This is a genomic window from Brevibacillus sp. NPDC003359, from assembly GCF_042878995.1.
Classification (GTDB): Bacteria; Bacillota; Bacilli; order Brevibacillales; family Brevibacillaceae; genus Brevibacillus.
Map to the genome: position 1 here is coordinate 33,090 of NZ_JBIAOR010000011.1, position 18,666 is coordinate 51,755.

The 18,666-nt window shown below is 50.4% G+C and carries 13 protein-coding genes and 1 riboswitch; all 13 genes read left to right on the top strand.

The window, feature by feature from the left end; all coding sequences use genetic code 11:
- Window positions 1-144 precede the first annotated feature (144 nt).
- The 13 genes from kdpB (ACFYU8_RS22185) to ACFYU8_RS22245 all read left to right on the top strand — a co-directional run bounded on the left by kdpB (ACFYU8_RS22185) (window position 145) and on the right by ACFYU8_RS22245 (window position 18,635).
- On the top strand, window positions 145-2,145 hold the full coding sequence (kdpB, locus tag ACFYU8_RS22185) for a potassium-transporting ATPase subunit KdpB (RefSeq protein ID WP_390303863.1): 2,001 nt from the start codon (window positions 145-147) through the stop codon (window positions 2,143-2,145).
- A gap of 37 nt (window positions 2,146-2,182) precedes the next feature.
- Window positions 2,183-3,508 (top strand): methyl-accepting chemotaxis protein, encoded by a 1,326-nt coding sequence (locus ACFYU8_RS22190; RefSeq protein WP_390303866.1) that lies wholly within the window; start codon window positions 2,183-2,185, stop codon window positions 3,506-3,508.
- Window positions 3,509-3,517: 9 nt separating this feature from the next.
- A complete protein-coding gene (locus tag ACFYU8_RS22195; RefSeq protein WP_390303869.1) occupies window positions 3,518-5,455 on the top strand; it encodes a putative bifunctional diguanylate cyclase/phosphodiesterase in 1,938 nt (645 codons plus the stop codon).
- A gap of 162 nt (window positions 5,456-5,617) precedes the next feature.
- A riboswitch (cyclic di-AMP (ydaO/yuaA leader) is annotated at window positions 5,618-5,764 on the top strand.
- A gap of 556 nt (window positions 5,765-6,320) precedes the next feature.
- Window positions 6,321-6,398, top strand: a complete 78-nt coding sequence (gene kdpF / locus ACFYU8_RS22200) for a K(+)-transporting ATPase subunit F (protein ID WP_111914364.1) — start codon at window positions 6,321-6,323, stop codon at window positions 6,396-6,398.
- Between the two features lie 61 nt (window positions 6,399-6,459).
- Window positions 6,460-8,133, top strand: a complete 1,674-nt coding sequence (gene kdpA / locus ACFYU8_RS22205; RefSeq protein ID WP_390303872.1) for a potassium-transporting ATPase subunit KdpA — start codon at window positions 6,460-6,462, stop codon at window positions 8,131-8,133.
- 59 nt (window positions 8,134-8,192) lie between these two features.
- Entirely contained in the window at window positions 8,193-10,232 is a 2,040-nt protein-coding gene (gene kdpB, locus ACFYU8_RS22210) for a potassium-transporting ATPase subunit KdpB (RefSeq protein WP_390303875.1), read from the top strand.
- Between the two features lie 35 nt (window positions 10,233-10,267).
- Window positions 10,268-10,831 (top strand): potassium-transporting ATPase subunit KdpC, encoded by a 564-nt coding sequence (gene kdpC / locus ACFYU8_RS22215; protein WP_390303879.1) that lies wholly within the window; start codon window positions 10,268-10,270, stop codon window positions 10,829-10,831.
- A gap of 21 nt (window positions 10,832-10,852) precedes the next feature.
- Complete coding sequence (locus ACFYU8_RS22220; RefSeq protein ID WP_390303881.1) at window positions 10,853-13,183, top strand: universal stress protein; 2,331 nt, start codon at window positions 10,853-10,855, stop codon at window positions 13,181-13,183.
- Between the two features lie 12 nt (window positions 13,184-13,195).
- Window positions 13,196-13,921, top strand: coding sequence for a hypothetical protein (locus tag ACFYU8_RS22225; RefSeq protein WP_390304150.1), 726 nt, complete (start codon window positions 13,196-13,198; stop codon window positions 13,919-13,921).
- Window positions 13,922-13,983: 62 nt separating this feature from the next.
- Entirely contained in the window at window positions 13,984-14,826 is an 843-nt protein-coding gene (locus ACFYU8_RS22230; protein WP_390303883.1) for an arginase family protein, read from the top strand.
- 159 nt (window positions 14,827-14,985) lie between these two features.
- Window positions 14,986-16,317: a DUF4179 domain-containing protein gene (locus ACFYU8_RS22235; RefSeq protein WP_390303885.1), complete on the top strand. Its 1,332-nt coding sequence runs from the start codon at window positions 14,986-14,988 to the stop codon at window positions 16,315-16,317.
- Window positions 16,318-16,441: 124 nt separating this feature from the next.
- On the top strand, window positions 16,442-17,008 hold the full coding sequence (locus ACFYU8_RS22240; RefSeq protein WP_390303887.1) for an RNA polymerase sigma factor: 567 nt from the start codon (window positions 16,442-16,444) through the stop codon (window positions 17,006-17,008).
- A complete protein-coding gene (locus tag ACFYU8_RS22245) occupies window positions 16,989-18,635 on the top strand; it encodes a DUF4179 domain-containing protein (protein WP_390303889.1) in 1,647 nt (548 codons plus the stop codon). Before ACFYU8_RS22240 ends, ACFYU8_RS22245 begins: the two co-directional genes overlap by 20 nt.
- The last annotated feature ends 31 nt before the right edge of the window (window positions 18,636-18,666 follow it).

An 18,666-nucleotide genomic window follows, 5' to 3' on the forward strand; every position in this document is an offset into this window, starting at 1 on the left:
CATTGTGCCTAATATTACTCAGCCGTCTTGGGGCTGTCAACCTACGAAAAAAGAGGGGGAAAACATTCCTGTGGTGATCGTCTCCATTTTTGCTGTTGGTATTTTTCTCTATTTGATCTATGCGTTATTGCATGTGGAGGAGCTATGAAACAATTGATAGGAAAGGCCCTGCTTGATAGTTTTCGCAAGCTGAATCCGCTGGTCATGAAGTCGAATCCTGTGCTGTTTGTCGTAGAGCTCGGGACGATTCTGATTTTGCTGATGCTGTTGTTTCCGAAGTATTTTGGTACGGAGGATCAAGTAGGGTGGAATACAGTTGTCTTTTCCGTTTTATTATTCACGGTGTTGTTCGCGAATTTCGCTGAGGCATTGGCGGAAGGCCGCGGGAAAGCACAAGCAGATACATTGCGACGAGCCAAGCGGGATACGGAGGCCAAGCGACTCAAAGCCGATGGCAGTGTGCAGGTGATTTCATCTGGCGAACTGCGCAAAGGTGATAGGGTCTTGGTCGAAACAGGAGATATCATCCCAGGGGATGGTGACATTATCGATGGCTTGGCCTCGATCGATGAATCTGCAATCACGGGCGAATCGGCTCCGGTCATCAAAAGGGCGGGCAGTGACCAGACATCTGTAACGGGTGGGACACGTGTCATTAGTGACTCTATCGTCGTGAAAATTACGACGAACCCCGGGGACTCTTTTTTGGATCGGATGATTATGCTCATTGAAGGGGCCAAACGTCAAAAAGCACCGAATGAAATTGCCTTGAATACAGTTCTTATCGTCTTCACGCTTATTTTTTTGATTGTCGTCGTCACGCTGGTTCCGATTGCAGCATATGTGGGGATCGAGCTGGATATCTCCGTTTTGGTCGTTTTGCTCGTGTGTCTCATTCCGACCACGATTGGCGGCTTGTTATCGGCCATTGGCATCGCGGGGATGGATCGTGTCACGCGCTTTGGTGTCATTGCCATGTCGGGTAAGGCAGTAGAAGCGGCTGGGGATGTCAACACGATCATTTTGGACAAGACAGGCACGATCACGTACGGAAACCGACTGGCGGCAGAATTCGTTCCCGTAGCGGGAGTCGACCAGAAAGAACTGATGGAAGTCGCTGTGCTTACTTCGCTGTTCGATGATACGCCAGAGGGAAGCTCAGTCATGATGCTCGCCCAAGCAAACCATGTTGTCTGCGATGTCAAAGCGTACGAAGGAGAGATTATCCCGTTTACTGCCGAGGAGCGCATGAGCGGCTTGAATTATAAAGGCGTCCACTATCGAAAAGGAGCAGTTAGCGCCATCAGTGCCTATATCAGGGAGCGCGGTGGCTTGGTTCCGCCAGATCTTGAAGAAAAAAGCGCGCGAATCTCAATGCAAGGCGGCACTCCGCTCGCTGTATGCAAAGACAGTCAGGTTCTTGGCCTGATTTACTTGAAGGATACGGTGAAGCCGGGGATTCGTGAGCGTTTTGAAGAATTGCGGAAAATGGGCATCAGGACGGTGATGTGCACAGGTGACAATCCACTGACAGCGGCCACCATCGCCAAAGAGGCAGGCGTAGATGACTTCATCGCCGAGAGCAAGCCGGAGGACAAAATCAGGATTGTCCGGGAAGAGCAGGCACAAGGGAAAATGGTTGCGATGACCGGTGATGGCACGAATGATGCGCCAGCGCTGGCTCAAGCCGATGTAGGTATTGCAATGAACAGCGGGACAACCGCAGCGAAGGAAGCGGCCAACATGGTCGATCTCGATTCAGACCCTACGAAGATTTTGCAGGTCATTTCCATCGGGAAGCAACTGCTCATGACTCGCGGCGCATTGACGACCTTTAGTATCGCGAACGACTTTTCCAAGTATTTTGCGATCATACCTGCGATGCTGGTCGAGCAAGTACCCGAGATGCAGCTTTTGAACATCATGAACCTGCAGTCCCCGTCCAGTGCTGTTCTATCCGCACTCTTATTCAATGCGATCATTATCCCATTGTTAATCCCGCTGGCTTTGCGGGGAGTGCGCTATGTTCCGATGAATGCGAACCAGCTTCTCGTCCGGAACTTGTTGATTTACGGCGTAGGAGGAATCCTTTTTCCTTTTATCGGAATCAAGCTGATTGATATGGGACTGCAACTGTTCTGGTAACCAAACAGCTATGAATGACATACGGAGGTGTACTCACGTGAACGTATCGTTGCGTTCCAAAATCATGTGCGGCTTTGTCGCTGCGGCTCTGCTAATCGGAGTGCTGGGGCAGTTCTATTACACAAAGCTGGTGGAAATCAATGCCCGCTATACTGCCACCTTGGTCCAGGGAGATGGAGCGGTTAGGCAAGTAGAAGAGACCGTGCTCCAAGAGCTGTCCTACATTCATGTGACAAGTGTTGTGATGTTTATGTTGATCATCGGATTGGGCTGGGTCATCTCTGGTCGAATTAGCCGATCCATTCGTGTCATTGCCGATGCGACAGAAACAATGGCAGCAGGAGATTTGGCGGGAGCAGAGATCCAGATCGCTACGCGGGATGAGGTGGGGCAGGTAGCGCAAGCGATTAACCAGATGGCACGTAATTTGCGCAATTTGATCGGGCAAATCAGTACGGGAGCTGATCATGTAGCACATGCCTCTGAGGAGCTGGCGACGAATGCCTTGCAGGCAACGGAAAACAGCCGATCGGTTGTCGGAGCGATGCAAGAGCTGGTAGATGGCGCTGGGGAGCAAATGAAAGGCTCCGATCAAACCGTCGATTCGATGGAACGTGTAGAAGAAGCTGTGAAGCAAATGGAGGAGTACTCGCAGCATGTCTTCGGATCAGCCAATAGCGCCTCTGCGGCGGCCGAGACGGGAACGGAGGTCATTGCGAAAACGGTGCAGCAGATGGCAGACATTGCGGCTGCTTTTACCACGACAGAGAAAGCCGTGACGCAGCTGGGCACTCGATCGAGGGAAATTGAAGAGTGTGTGGCTATCATTAAGGCGATGGCGAATCAGACGAATCTTTTGGCAATCAATGCCGCGATTGAAGCTGCACGTGCAGGAGCGTCAGGCAAAGGCTTCGCCGTGGTAGCCGGGGAAGTGAGAAAGCTCGCAGATCAATCCAAGCAGGCCGCGGAGCAGATTGCCGACATGCTCGAGCAGATGCGACAGGATGTTGCCCGGGCAGTAGGGTCCATCGAAAGCGGAAATACAGAAGTCGCTTCCGGCGTGACGGTCGTAAAGGAAGCAGGAGATGCTTTTGCAAAAATCAGTCTGGCGGTTCAGCAAGTATCCTTGCACATTAACCAAGTCGCGACTGGACTGGATCATACCTCGGGCAAAACAGTGACGGTGACAGCCCAAATGGGTCAGCTGGCACAAATCGCGAAGACTGCATCTGAGCGGGCTGATCAAGTGGCACAAGCGGCCTATCAGCAAAACAGTGCGGTGGAGGCGTTTCGTGAGTGCATTGATTCACTCAGCAAGCTAGCCCACCAACAAAAAAGTTTGATTCGCAGATTCAAGACTTAGGTGATGGGAATGGGACTATGGCTAGAGCAGCAACGGATCGAGAGACAAAAACAAATGGCGTTACAGCTGGCTGCTGCGGTTGCCTCGTTCGTGCTTGTAATTGTCTTGTCGCTGCTCTTCTTGACGGAGGAAACGCGTGGGAGTGTATGGCTGGCTGGGTTATTGCCTGTCGTGATCATCATGGCAATCTGTTATCGCATGGCCCTGAGGTACGCCCGTGATACGCATCAGCTGGTGCAAACGTATTGGGAGAACGAGGAAAGGAAGATTCGCTCGATATTGGAGAGCATCAAAGACGGTTATTACGAATTGGACGAACGAGGTCGGTTTCTCGCTGTGAATCCAGCACTTTCTGAAATACTTGGAGCACCTGCACATGAGCTGTTGGGAGCAAGCTATCAGGAGTATATGGGCAAACAAGATGCCCTAAAGCTAAAGCATGCGTTTCGGTGGGTATCGCATACCGGGACGCCTGTCCAGCAAATGGACTGGGCGTTTGTCCAGCGAAACGGTCAGAGGCGTTTAGTGGAAGGCTCCATTGTGAAAATCAGCGAAAAGTCGGGCGGTGTCACGGGGCTGCGTGGGATTATCCGCGACGTGACGGATCGCAGGCAGGCAGAACAGACGATCAATCACATGGCTTACCACGATGCGTTGACAGATTTGCCGAACCGTCGACTTTTCGAGGCGGAGCTGACGATTGCGCTATCCCAGGCGAAGCAGCAAGGGCAGATGATGGCGATCCTATTTTTTGATTTGGATCGTTTTAAATACATCAACGATTCCTTGGGGCATTATTTCGAGGACTGCTTGCTCCAGTCGCTCTCTTATCGATTAAAGGAAAAGGTCGGATCGGCAGGCATACTGGCTCGCATGGGCGGGGATGAGTTTACGATGATTTTTCCTGCGATTTCTGATGAGACAGAGGTAATTTCTTTGGCGGATCGGATCATTGCGTCCTTGCAGTCGCCGCTTCAGGTGGAGGATCGGGAATGCATTGTCACGACCAGTATCGGGATCAGTATTTTCCCAAGAGACGGGGAGGATACGCAAACCCTCATGAAGCATGCGGACGCCGCCATGTACAGTGCCAAAGAAAAGGGCAGGAATCGGTACAACCTGTACTCGTCCACGATGAGCCTTCATGCGGTGGAGAGGCTGGCGGTCGAGCAGGAGTTGCGCAAAGCGTTGGAGCGCAATGAGTTTTGCCTGCATTATCAGCCGCAGCTCGATTGTAAAACAAATCAGGTGGTCGGGGTGGAGGCTCTGCTCAGATGGCAGCATCCTGAATGGGGCATGGTCTCTCCCGCCGAATTCATCCCCTTGGCTGAAGAGACGGGATTAATCGTTCCTATTGGGGAATGGGTGCTTCGGACAGCTTGCCAGCAAAACAAAGCATGGGCAGAAGCAGGCTTTCCTCCCCTGCGCATAGCGGTGAATCTCTCGGCCCGCCAATTTCAGCAGGAGAATTTGGTCGGCGTGATCAAGCAGGTGTTGCAAGAAACGCAGATGCAGCCGCAATTCCTGGAGCTGGAGATTACGGAAAGTGCCGTCATGCAAAACGCCACGCGGGTCATTGGAATCCTGCATGAGCTGAAAAATCTCGGGATATGGCTGTCCATCGACGATTTTGGGACAGGCTACTCCTCGCTTAGCTACTTACGCGATTTTCCCATTAACCGATTGAAGATCGATCGGTCGTTTGTGAATGATATTACAGAAAACGAAGATGCCGTCATCGCCAAGTCGATCATTGCCATGGCGCACAGCTTGCAGATGAACGTGCTGGCGGAGGGGGTGGAGAACGAAGTTCAGCTGGCCTTTTTACGTGAGCAGCAGTGTGATGAAATGCAGGGCTACTATTGCAGTAAGCCACTACCTGCGGAGAATTTGGAAGAGTGGATGCAACAATCGGGTGCGTTTGCTCTTGCCGTATGGGGAAAATAATACGAAAATGGAAGATAAACGATGAAATATCATGATCGGATGAGGCCTGATAGGTTTAAATCGCTTACACGGATAAAGAACGCAAAAATCGTGTGAAAAAGACAGAAATAGGACATTAACATCCGATTATGCCGGACGTATAATGAGACTCGTAACCAACAATTGCAAATATGGCCAAATCCCGAGGCACTCGGGAACGGAGGACCCAATCAGTAGGGGTTAATCCCACGCATGAATCGTGGGAGGGATGAGAAACTCTTTCGCCATCCTACCCGTCAGCTAACTTCGTCGGCTAAAGCGAGGGAGGTCTAAAGACCGCCTATTTGAGGAGGCCTTTTTGTTATCCTTTTAGGACGACAAGGGTTGACTCGAAATGTAATGCAGGTCTTTTCGTTTTGCTCAAAAACGGTTAATGACCGTTTTACTTACAAGTAAATAGCTGTTTTCGGAAAAAGGAAACGGGAGACAAAACGCAAAGAAGGCAACTTCAAGTCGGCTGGGCGTTAGGTAGACCAATGAGTACTTTTTCTCCGATACAAAGGATCGTTTTATTTGCCACGGGATGCGGGCGACTTCGTTCGTCTGTTCATCCTCCGTTCGGTCAAATATGGCGATCTTTCGGGGAAATCGTAAGCATTGGTCTATTTTTTTCCCAAATGGCAGGTTTTTTAAAAAAGAAGGCCTGTACAGGGGAAGCGAGAGAGACGAGTCGGCCAGACTTTACGGGATAGTTAGTACTGCAAAAAAAGGAGGGACATTGCATGGACGTGGTTTCCATACTGCTCTTGGCGCTTTCATTCGGTGTATTTTTTGCACTCATCAAGTTTTGTGACGCCGTGGTAAGAGAACAGGGAGGGAAAGAGAAATGATCTGGTTGTTGTTGATTGTGGCAGGGCTTGCGATGTACTTGTGCCACGCCCTGATTTACCCGGAAAAATACTAGAGGCTGATCGAACGATTCATTCAATTGGAACCATTTTTTAGAGGGAGTAGGAGGAACTGTCGTGGACTTTATACAAATAGCGTTGGTTTTGGTGGTGCTTTTCGTGCTCGCCATACCGATGGGAAAATATTTGGCGCGCTCCTTTTCGCTGGAGACGACTAGACTGGACAGCGTTTTTGGCGGGGTAGAAAGAGCGATATACAAGCTGTCTGGCATTCGCGTATCAGATATGACCTGGAAGCAGTATGCAATGGCTGTTCTGGTCAGCAACATTTCGATGGTAGCCATTGCCTATCTCTTGCTTCGTTTGCAAGGGATGCTGCCTGGTAACCCAAGTGGAATTGCGGCGATGGAGCCGTTGCTCTCGTTTAACACAGCTGTCAGCTTTTTGACGAATACGAATCTTCAGCATTACAGCGGGGAGAGCGGATTGTCGTATCTATCGCAGATGCTGGTCATTATTTACCTGATGTTTACGACGCCAGCGACAGGGATCGCGGTCGTGATGGCCTTCATGCGCGGGCTGACTGGACAGCGCAGCATTGGTAACTACTACGTTGACCTGGTACGTGCTCATACACGGGTGCTGATTCCACTGGCGATTGTTGTGACATTGCTCTTGGTGTCCCAAGGCGTGCCGCAGACGATGGAGCCGACTGCAACAGCGACAACTCTTAGCGGAGCGGAGCAACAAATCGCTCGCGGTCCGGTCGCTTCACTCGTATCGATTAAGCACTTGGGAACAAACGGAGGCGGATTCTTTGGTGTAAACTCTGCGCATCCATTTGAAAACCCGACACCTCTTTCGAACGTGATGGAAATTTTATCGATGTTCTTGATCCCGGCGGCACTGCCATTCGCATTCGGCTTCATGGCGAAAAGCCGCAAGCAAGGCTGGGTTATTTTTGGAGCCATGTTCGTGATGTTCCTGGCGTTCCTGATTACGGCATACGCCAATGAAGTAAGTGGCAACCCTGCGCTGGAACGGGCTGGCCTGTCACAAGAGATGGGCAGCATGGAAGGAAAAGAAGTCCGATTTGGTATCGCACAAAGCGCCTTGTTCACTGCCGTGACAACAGCGGCAACGACAGGAACCGTGAACAACATGCACGATACATTGACACCACTTGGCGGTTTGGTTCCGCTCGGCGAAATGATGTTGAACTGCGTATTCGGCGGTGATGGTGTCGGAACGATCAACATTTTGATGTATGCGATTTTGGCAGTATTCTTGGCGGGCTTGATGGTAGGGCGTACACCTGAATTCCTCGGTCGCAAAATCGAAGGAAAAGAGATGAAGCTGATCGCCATCGCGATTCTCGTCCATCCCCTGATTATTTTGGCGCCGACTGCAATTGCACTGGCGACAGAAATGGGTTCATCCGCAGTGTCGAACCCAGGCTTCCACGGCATTTCACAAGTGCTGTACGAGTACACTTCTTCGGCAGCCAATAACGGCTCCGGTTTTGAAGGATTAGGTGACAACACACCATTCTGGAACATTTCTACCGGACTCGTCATGCTGTTTGGTCGTTACGTCTCGATCATTACGATGCTGGCGGTAGCAGGCTCCTTGCTCGCAAAAACCCCGGTACCGGAAACAATGGGTACACTTCGCACAGACAATAGTGTATTCACGGTGATTCTGATTGCGACTGTGGTAATCGTAGGTGCACTGACATTCCTGCCTGTGCTTGCACTAGGCCCAATCGCCGAGTGGCTCACAATCCGTTAATAAGAGGTAGTTCAACTTCAAATTGAAAATGAATACTAGAGGCAAAGGAGTAATTTTCCATGAGTAGAACGCGCACGGTTGCGCTTCCTAAAGATTTGTACCAGCGGGCCTTTGTCGAGTCTTTCAAAAAATTGGACCCGCGTGTGATGATGAAAAATCCAGTCATGTTCGTGGTAGAGATCGGGTTCTTCATTACGCTTCTCCTGACGTTTGCACCAAATTTGTTCGGGGGAGCTTCGGACCCGCTGTACAACGGCGTCGTCAGCTTTATCCTGTTTGTGACGATTTTGTTTGCAAACTTCGCAGAAGCCTTGGCAGAAGGGCGCGGCAAAGCGCAGGCAGAGAGCTTGAAAAAAACGAAGCAGGACACGCAAGCAAAAAAAGTGGGGAAAGATGGTCGCATTCAAGTCGTCAGCTCTACAGAACTGCGAAAAGGCGATCTAGTCATAGTGGAAGCAGGCGAGCTGATTCCATCTGACGGGGAAATCGTTGAGGGTGTCGCGTCTGTCGACGAGTCAGCCATTACCGGGGAATCTGCTCCGGTGATTAAAGAAGCAGGCGGCGATTTCAGCTCTGTCACAGGAGGTACGCGTGTCGTCAGTGACCGCATCCGTGTCCGCGTGACGACTGATCCTGGTGAATCGTTTTTGGATCGCATGATTTCGTTGGTAGAGGGTGCGAAAAGACAGAAGACCCCGAATGAAATTGCATTGAATACGCTCTTGGTCAGCTTGACATTGATATTCCTGATCGTCTGCACGACCTTGCAGCCGATCGCCAACTATGTGAATGCAGCGATTCCGGTTGCGACATTGATTGCTCTCCTCGTCTGCTTGATTCCGACCACGATTGGCGGACTCTTGTCAGCGATCGGGATTGCAGGTATGGACCGGGTCACACAGTTTAACGTCATTGCCATGTCCGGGAAGGCAGTCGAGGCATCCGGAGACATCAACACAATTATTTTGGATAAAACGGGAACGATCACTCACGGAAACCGGATGGCTGCCGAGTTTGTCACCGTAGGTAACAGCAAAAGCACAGAATTGAACCGAGTAGCTGCACAAAGCTCCGTTCATGACGAAACACCGGAAGGACGCTCTGTTGTAGAGCTGGCGAAAAAACAAGGTCTGGCACCTGCTGAACTTGAATTACCGGGTTCCGAAGGCGTGGAGTTCCGCGCTGAAACAAGAATGAGCGGGACGAATCTGGTAAGCGGCGTACTCATCCGAAAAGGGGCCGTCGACGCCATCAAGAAATACGTGGTCGAGCAAGGGGGGAAAATCCCTGCTGATTTGGATGAAAAAGCAAATCGGATTGCAACGGCTGGCGGCACACCGTTGGCTGTAGCAGAAGGAAATACGATCCTTGGTCTGATCTATTTGAAAGATACTGTGAAGCCGGGCATGCGGGAACGTTTTGAAGAGCTGCGCCGCATGGGTATCCGCACAGTGATGTGCACGGGAGATAACCCGCTGACAGCTGCAACGATTGCCCGCGAAGCAGGTGTGGACGATTTCGTAGCGGAAGCCAAGCCGGAAGACAAGATTGCGTTGATCCGTAAAGAACAAGCGGCAGGCAAGCTGGTCGCGATGACAGGTGACGGTACGAATGACGCGCCAGCCCTCGCACAGGCTGATGTTGGTTTGGCGATGAATACGGGTACGGTAGCGGCGAAGGAAGCAGCGAACATGGTCGATCTGGATTCTGACCCGACCAAAATCATCGAGGTCGTAGCGATTGGCAAACAGCTTTTGATGACACGTGGTGCATTGACGACCTTCAGTATTGCCAATGACGTAGCGAAATACTTCGCGATCATTCCAGCGATGTTCATGCTGGCGATCCCGCAAATGAGTGCGCTCAACATCATGGGCCTGGCTACACCGCAAAGTGCGATTTTGTCCGCGTTGATCTTCAATGCGATCATTATCCCGATCCTGATTCCGCTGGCGATGAAAGGTGTGAAATACACGCCGATGAGCGCGACAAAGCTGCTCAGCCGTAACCTGGTGATCTATGGTTTGGGTGGAATTATCGTTCCGTTCGTGGGAATCAAGCTGATTGACTTGATTTTGACCGGATTGAATCTGGTGTAATTCATATTGAAAAAAGAAAGCTAAGGTGAACGGATATGATATTGAAAAATTTGCGTCTCAGCCTCGTTTTGCTGGTGATTTGCGGTATCGCCTACCCGCTGACGATGACAGGTATTTCACAGGTTATCATGCCTGCACAGGCGAGCGGTAGTCTCATCACGGATGCAAGCGGCAAGGTGGTTGGCTCCGAAATGATTGGGCAGACCTTCACTGATCCGAAGTACTTCTGGGGACGCATTTCTTCTATTGATAACAATGCGGCGGGATCTGGATCAAACAACTACGCGCCATCTAACCCTGCGTTAATCGAACGTACGCAAAAGGATATCGCAGCATTTCTGGCGGCGAATCCTGGTGTGAAACAGGAAGACATCCCTGCTGATTTGCTGACCAACTCAGCTTCCGGTTTGGACCCGCATATCTCGCCAAAAGCCGCCCAGATACAAGTGGAGCGTGTAGCCAAGGCGCGCAATCTCGAACCGGTACAATTACAGGCTCTGATCGAAGCGAATACAGAGGGAAGAAGCTTGGGGGTATTCGGAGAGCCGCGTGTTAATGTAGTGAAGCTGAATTTGGCTTTGGACGAATTGAAGAAGTAAAGATTGAAGGAGGGCTGCGAGATGGTAGAGCAGTTTCGGCGAAAGTCCCCGGAGGAAATCTTGCAGTCCATCTCCAGAATGCACCGGGGCAGGCTGAAAATCATTCTGGGGGCAGTCAGTGGTTCAGGCAAAACCTATCATCTCTTGATGGAAGGGCAGACGCTTAAGAAAAAAGGGATTGATGTGGTCGTAGCTGGATTAGGTGAGTCTACTCATCCCAAGCTGGCGCAAAAGCGGGAGGGCTTGGAGCAAATCAAGCCGATTGTCTGGTATTCCCTCGGGGAAGCGAGACATGATCTAGACGTTGCAGCTATTATCGAGCGTGATCCGGAAGTCGTGCTCGTAGACGGCTTGGCTCACCGCAATCGTCCAGATGCCCCGCGACCAACCTGCCTGGACGATGTTCAGTATTTGCTGAATCACAATATTAGTGTGATTGCGACGGTCAACATATACGAATTGGCCGGGATGAAAGAGATGGCGGAGCGACTGACGAAGGCTGAGGTGCGGATCGACCAGTGTGTCCCCGAGGATACGCTTGCCATGGCAGACGAGGTGAAACTGCTCGACGTCACGCCAGAAGCCATTCTGAAAAGGTTGCAAGAAGATGATCGCAACTCGACTCGGACCAAGCATCCGTTGTTTCGCAGAGACAATCTCCATATGCTGCGGGAACTCGCTCTTCGGTTCGTAGCTACGGGCGTAAACGAGGATTTGGAAGATTATCGGGAGAAACACGGCATGGTGGGGGCTTCAGGAGCTACAGAGAAGGTGCTGGTTTCTGCCCAGTATCATTGGAACGGCTCGATATTGGTTCGGCGCGGACAACAGGTTGCCAAGCGGCTCGGCGGAGAGCTCTTGGTCGTCTGTTTTCTCCCTTTATCCAAGAAGCTGACGAAGGAAGAAGCGACTTTTAAGAGATCAATCGGAAAGCTCGTGGACAAAGTCGGAGGTACCTTCGAAGAACAGACGCTTGTACGAGACAAGGACGTAGCAAACGAGCTCGTCGCCTACGCGATGGAGAATAATGTGACCCGAATCGTCATGGGGCAGTCCAAGCGTACGCGCTGGGAAGAGATATGGTATGGCTCTATCGTCCATAAGATTCTTCGGCAAACGAAAAATATCGATATCTTGATCGTGGCGGATCGTTCCGAGCGGGACGGTGAGCGCGTCATGCCGACCAAGCGGGAACAAGCGAAAACGGCCAATCCGTACCGACGTCTCTCTGATGAGGAGATGCAGCAGGAAATCGGTAAAATCAAGCGCGGGACGCTAAAAGTATATGTTGGAGCTGCTCCCGGTGTCGGCAAGACGTACACGATGCTGAGAGAAGGAAATGAGCTCGCCGAAAATGGCATCGACGTGGTGATTGGGCTTTTGGAAACGCATGGACGAAAAGAAACCATTGAGCAGGTAGGGGGACTTCCACTTATCCCGCGCAAGCGCATTCCGTACAAAAATGTGACGCTGGAAGAAATGGACACGGACGAAATCATCCGGCGAAATCCGGAGGTCGTACTGGTGGATGAGCTGGCACATACGAATGTGCCAGGAAGTGCCTATGAGAAGCGATACCATGATGTCGAGAAGATTTTGGCTGCGGGTATATCCGTCATATCTACGATGAACATTCAGCACCTCGAGAGCTTAAACGACAGCGTCGAGCAAATCACGGGAATCCGTGTGCGAGAGACGGTGCCGGACCATATTCTGCATCAGGCAGATGAGGTAGAGCTGATTGATATTTCACCCAAAGCACTGCGTCAGCGGATGCGGGAGGGCAATATTTACGCGATGGAAAAGGTGGAGCAGTCGCTGACCAACTTTTTCAAAACTGGGAATTTGATCGCCTTACGAGAGCTGGCCTTGCGTGAAGTGGCAGACGACGTCGACGAACGTTTGGAGGCGTGGGAGCGCCGAACGCTGCGCGGGCCTTGGCGGCAGCAGGAAGTCATTTTTGTCTGTGTGAATTTGCGCGCAGACAGTGAACGATTGATTCGTCGAGGATTTCGAATTGCGTATCGCTTGAAGGCGTCCTGGCATGTGGCGTATGTGCAGGATCACCCGTCGCTGACAGAAGAGGAAGAGACGCAGCTGGCGAAGCTGAAGGCATTAACAGAGCGGCTCGGAGGTCGTTTCGAACGATACGAAGCCGCTTCCCGACGCAAGGTCTTCACCAAGCTGGTCTGGCATATGAACGAAAAAGGGACGACACAGGTCGTCATCGGGCAGTCGGCGCGGACCCGCTGGAAGGAAATTCTCGAAGGTTCGGTCATCCAGCGATTATTGCGGGAAGTCCGACACATGGATGTGCTGGTTGTGGCCGATCACGCACCCGATATCATGTGAGGGAGGATAATGATGGGCACAGAAAAAGAAGGGCAATGGGACCATAGCGTGGCAGACGCCTATAGCCGTTTGGAGTGCCTGATACTAGAGCCAACTACGGAGGCAGATTTGTTTTCCAGGCTGATACGTGTCTACCTGGAGGAAGAAGAGGTGCGCATACGGCAAAAGCTGAAGCGCAAATCCTCGCAGCGAATCTCTCGCGTCATGCATGAGCGGGTGGGTGAGTTTATGTCCGGGCAGCTATCCGGACTTTCGTTTCAAGTGATCGACGGTCTCTTGTTTATGAAAAAAGAGGATCAACTGGTAGGAGCGCTCAAATGCATCCCTGATCTCGGCAGCTACGATACGCCGTCCTGGAATGCGACTCTTGCCCGTTTTGCCAAGCAGTATCAGAAGCGGTTCAAGCTGGCGCCAGATAAGTTGTTGTTCGTAGTCTGCTCGCTCGCCAAAAGCTTGGATGCAGCCCATGCCAAGGCTTTGACCGGAATTGATGTGTGGTGTGGCGCAGCGCTAACCACTCCAGCTTATCGGGATGCGCTGCAGACCTACATCAGCAGATGCGTGGAGGTCATGGACGCACTCCCACAGCCTGTACAACAAGTGTATTTTTTAAGTGCAGATGCTCATCCCAATGCGCTTGCCTGCCAATTGCTGCGCGGGGAAAAAGCTTCCTTGCCAGATCGTTGGCTGCGACCGTCCGTCAGTGATCTCATCCACTTATTGCAAACCAGGGTGTGATATACTTTTAAGGATGTTTATACGATGAATTTCCTTGGGAGGGACTGTTTATCAAAGTAAGATTGGCTGGAATTCCGCATTTCACAGGGGCGTATGTCTCTGGTACAGAATTGGCTCCGGACGCGCTTCGTACAGCAGGATTGATCGAGCAGTTGCAGCAGCATGGCTTGGATGTGCAGGACGTAGGAAATCTGCATCTTCCCGATGAGTTGCCTCGCCATAATATTCCCCCAGTTCGTAATTGGCCGGCTCCGCGTATGTTTTGGGATTTGCTGCAAAAGGACGCGCAAGAGTGGCTCGATACGGATGAGTTAGTCTTAATGCTCGGTGGAGATTGCAGCTTGGTCGTTGCTACGGCACAGGCTCATCAGGCTCTGTATCAGGAAAAAGCGTATCTGCTGGTGATTGATGGTCATTTGGATGCGGTAGCGCCATCGGCTTCCCGCTGTATTGGAGCGGCAGGGATGGGATTGTGGTTTTTGCTTCAGGATCGCGGACAATGGATCGAGCCAAGCGGCTGGGATGCAGAGCGAATTCGCCTGGTCGGCTGCCAGCAGATGCCTGGAGAGACTTACGGCATTGACGTCATGACCTTGGCCCAGCTCACAGAAGGAAGCATAGTGGAACGAGTTTCTCACATGCTCCAATCGATCCCGCCTGACGCCAAAATCCTCGTTCATTTCGACGTGGATGTCATGCACAAAGACGCGATGGCAGCTGCCTATTCGCCAAGTGAGATTGGATTGTCCTTGTCAGAAGCGGAGGGATTGCTTGCGACTGTCTTACGAGATTCGCGCGTGACAAGTATGGAAGTAACTGAATTCTCAGGAGTAAGGGATGCGACTGGCGAATATGCGCAGAGGCTTGTAGAGTTGCTCGCCCGGGCACTCTCTGCACGTACTTAAAACCCTCCCATGCGAAAAAGAATAGATTTGATAGCAAGTGAGCTCGGCAGTCCTGATCCGTTCAGGCTGACGGGCTCTTTTTTTGTGTGCTACTGTGAACCGTACGATCATTTCTCGTGAATAAAGGGTGAATCCAGGAAAACAAGGAGTGGAACAGTTATGAAAAAGATGACATTATCTGTGGCAGCATTGACAGTCGTTGTATCAGCGGGAATCCTCGTGGCCCCGGTGTTTTTCACAAGCAGTCCGGCAGCATTGGTGAATGCAGCCCCCTCAGCGAATACCAGCTTGTTTGTCTCGCAAAAGGCTGGAGATCCCGGGATTTTACAAGCCGTTCAAAATGGATTTGCCCAATCGCTTGATCTGAAAGTAACGGATCAAGGCTATACCTTTGAAGGAAAAGAGGTTGTGGCAGACCCGCTGCGTATCAGCATCATCGCCGGGGTAAAAGACAAAGACGGCAAGCCAACGGATGTGTATTGGGACAATTTCCATGTACCGACCGATGAATATCAAGCAATCACCATCAAGGACAAGGCAGGCCAGGTGTTACAGAGCTCCTCCGACAATCAAGGGTCGTGGAAAACGAGCCAAAAAGGCGATTACATTCTGTTTGAGCATGAGCTTAGAAGCTATTTCGAGAAGGGGAACAACCTGCCGGACGAGCTATTCGTAGAATTTCACATGAAAAAAATGGGCAGCACAAACGGCAACTGGAAGCTATCAATCCCCGTGAACTTGAAAAAAGCAAAGGCAGCGACAAAAAACGTGACTATCAACAAGTCCTATACCTCTCCCCAAGGATTTCAGTTCGATTTGCGAGAGATTACCTTCGCCCCGAGTGGAACAGAAGTGGTGATTGATTCGAATAACAAGGCCTTCCGCTATCAGCTTGTCGATGAAAAGGGAGCCGTCCTTAGCGCATGGGATTCTGCTGCCGCCATCCATGATGAGAGCATTCAGAAAAACGTGATCAATACGATGAAATGGCGCGAGTCTATTCCTGTGGAGATGGGGCAAAGACAATTTCATTACTTTCACGACCTGAAAGAAGTGAAAGGCTTAACCTTTCAGCTGCAAGCTGTTTATACAGAGGAAGCATCAGGTTTCAGCACGAAGCTGGACCCTGCCAGTGTGGGAGCAAAACCAGTTACAGCCGAAAAGAATGGAACTCGCTTCACGTTTAACCAGGTAACAAAGGGAAGCAGAGAGGATCGCTACAACATCGCGTTTGAGGGGACGCTTGCGGAAGGGATTGTGGGGATTTTCCCGTTTGATACGTGGTACGTGACGGACGAAAAGGGCAGAAAGTACAGTGCGGTATACCATGTCGAGGGATTCGCTTATCAAAATGGACGGATAAAAGTAAGCGGGAACTTGAAAATCGAGGAGATGAAATCTTTGCCCAAGCAAATGACGATCACCTTTGACAATATGTTGAAAGAGCATCGCGACGTGAGCTTTGAAGTCCCTCTTTTGACAGGAACATAAAATTTTTCAAAAATAACGAGAAAGGATTTCCCAGCAAATTCGTATTAGTGTTGAATCAACCAAAACGGAAGCTGCGCAGCATTCCCCAAAGGCTGATCGCTGATAGATGGAGGAGTAGTAAAAAATGCTGGACGATCGGGAATTGATCGAGCAAATCCAGGCTGGCAATCATCAGTTGTACAGCCAGATTATCGACAGGTACAAGGGCAAAATCGTTACCTACTTGTACAAAATGATCGGTAACATGCCTGACGCACAGGATTTGGCTCAAGACGTGTTTACCAAAACCTTTTACCTATTGAAAGACTATCGGCCTGAGCGCAAGTTTTCTTCATGGCTGTATCGAATCGCGAGCAATCACTGTCTCGATGAAATGCGAAGACGCAAAAGGACGGAGCAGACCGCTATCGTAGAAGAACAGATCGTTGATCCAGAGACACCAGAAACCGCCCTGTTATACAAGGAACGGGACACCCAGCTGGAACGCAGTATCATGCTGCTGGATGAAGAGTATCGCGAGGTGTTCGTCCTGCACTACTTGCAGCGTCTGTCGTATCGGGAAATCAGCGAACGATTGTCTCTAACGGAGAGCGCCGTTCAAATGCGTTTGTTCCGTGCTCGTAAAGAGATGAAGAAGAGCCTGACGAAAACGATGGGAGGGGGAGATGTTTATGATATGCTTCATGTTTAATCAATGGAAGCTATATGTCAATGGCGAGCTCTCTCCTTCCGAAAGCAAAGGATTGGAGCAGCATGCAGAACAATGCCCACAATGCCAAAGAAAGCTGCAAGAGTGGGTAGATCACATGCTGGAAGAGGAATTTTCCGCCTATCCGGAAGTTCCTGTACCCGATACGTTTACGGACGAGGTCATGAGTAAACTGTTCGAAGCGGTTCCCGCACGTACGGCACGGAAGCGCTCCTCCCGAACCAGAAGACAAAGGGGCTGGGATATTGTGAAGAAGACAGGACTAGTAGTAGCAGGACTTACGGCATTGGTGGTAACAGGAACCGTTGTATCACCGACGTTTGCGAATTATGTGAACAGCTTGTTCCAGATTGAGAAGGATGCGGGTATGAAAAATGCTGTTAATAAAGGCTTTGTCCAAAAGTTAGATCAAAAGGTAACCGATCAAGGGATTACGTTTGAAGCAAAAGAGGTGATGGCAGACTCGATGAGGATCGCGGTTATCTATGATGTGTACGACCAAAACGGCAAACAAATCAGTAAAAGTGGTTTGGATGCGTATCTGATCGATTCAACCGAAAAAAATTGGTTGGAGGAAGAGGAGCCAGGTTGGGGAGCTTACGGAAAGTATTTTATCGCAGAGCAGTCCTTAAACACTATCTTTGAATCTGTCGAAGCTACTCCGAATGAGTTAACTTTGAAATTAGAACTGACAGAAATCGCTGGGAAAAGTGGAAAATGGTCATTGGAAATTCCGATCGACATGAAGAAAGCCAAGGAAGCGACCAAAACGGTTGTTTTCCAAGATACAGATTTTCAATCACCACTGGGCATGGAGATTGAACTTGAAAAAATCGAATTTTCTCCGAGTGCGACCCGCGTCATGCTAGAGACGACTCTTGCAAAATCAGCTTATGTAGAAATTGAAGAGGAGCGAGAAGAGATAACCCGCGAAGGCGCGCGAGTCAAAACAATGGAAAAAAGGCAGGTTCCCATTTTATCGGGAAACGATATTGCGTTCGAAATTACAAACGAAAAAGGGGATGTTGTAGCTGCTCGGGATAAGTCATTGTTGGATGAGGGGATAGCGAAGGAGAAAAACGTGCTCAGTATACCTGGAATTATAGGAGAACGACAAGGTGACCATAGCCAGAAGTGGTGGCATACTTTTGGCCCGATACAGGGTGAACAAAAGCTAACGCTTCAGCTCAGAAAAATATATGAAATGAAAAGCTCTTCTTCCAAAGTCAAAGTCGATCTGGTTCCAGCAGAACTAAACAAGGAAGCAGCGACTTTACAGGATGAAGCAGGCAGTACCTTTACGTTCTCCTCCTTTGCATTGGAGCCCGCTAGCGGTGACATGGAAGCGAGGGCTGCAATGACAATAGAGGGTAAGCTGGGAAATGACGTAGTTGAAACCGACTATTGGAAGGTAATAGATGAAAATGGTGAGAGTTACCCCACTCGTCTGGAAACAACCAGTACCAGAGACAAAGATGGTAGAGTGCATATCAAAGGAAAGCTGGATATTATTGGTCTGGAAAAGCAACCGAAAAAGCTCACGGTATCCTACGCTACCTTTATGGTGGAACATGACGTGAAGTGGGAAGTACCTTTTGAAATCAAATAGTGCAAAAACAGGGAAGAGGCCGACAGGGGCC

Excerpts from the sequence above, each read along its gene's own strand:
- ACFYU8_RS22195 (WP_390303869.1), top strand. The coding sequence starts at position 3,518 with ATGGGACTATGGCTAGAGCAGCAACGGATCGAGAGACAAAAACAAATG.
- ACFYU8_RS22235 (WP_390303885.1), top strand. The coding sequence starts at position 14,986 with ATGAAAAAGATGACATTATCTGTGGCAGCATTGACAGTCGTTGTATCA.
- ACFYU8_RS22245 (WP_390303889.1), top strand. The coding sequence starts at position 16,989 with ATGATATGCTTCATGTTTAATCAATGGAAGCTATATGTCAATGGCGAG.
- ACFYU8_RS22225 (WP_390304150.1), top strand. The coding sequence starts at position 13,196 with ATGGGCACAGAAAAAGAAGGGCAATGGGACCATAGCGTGGCAGACGCC.
- ACFYU8_RS22220 (WP_390303881.1), top strand. The coding sequence starts at position 10,853 with ATGGTAGAGCAGTTTCGGCGAAAGTCCCCGGAGGAAATCTTGCAGTCC.
- kdpB (WP_390303875.1), top strand. The coding sequence starts at position 8,193 with ATGAGTAGAACGCGCACGGTTGCGCTTCCTAAAGATTTGTACCAGCGG.
- kdpB (WP_390303863.1), top strand. The coding sequence starts at position 145 with ATGAAACAATTGATAGGAAAGGCCCTGCTTGATAGTTTTCGCAAGCTG.
- ACFYU8_RS22240 (WP_390303887.1), top strand. The coding sequence starts at position 16,442 with ATGCTGGACGATCGGGAATTGATCGAGCAAATCCAGGCTGGCAATCAT.
- kdpF (WP_111914364.1), top strand. The coding sequence starts at position 6,321 with ATGATCTGGTTGTTGTTGATTGTGGCAGGGCTTGCGATGTACTTGTGC.
- kdpC (WP_390303879.1), top strand. The coding sequence starts at position 10,268 with ATGATATTGAAAAATTTGCGTCTCAGCCTCGTTTTGCTGGTGATTTGC.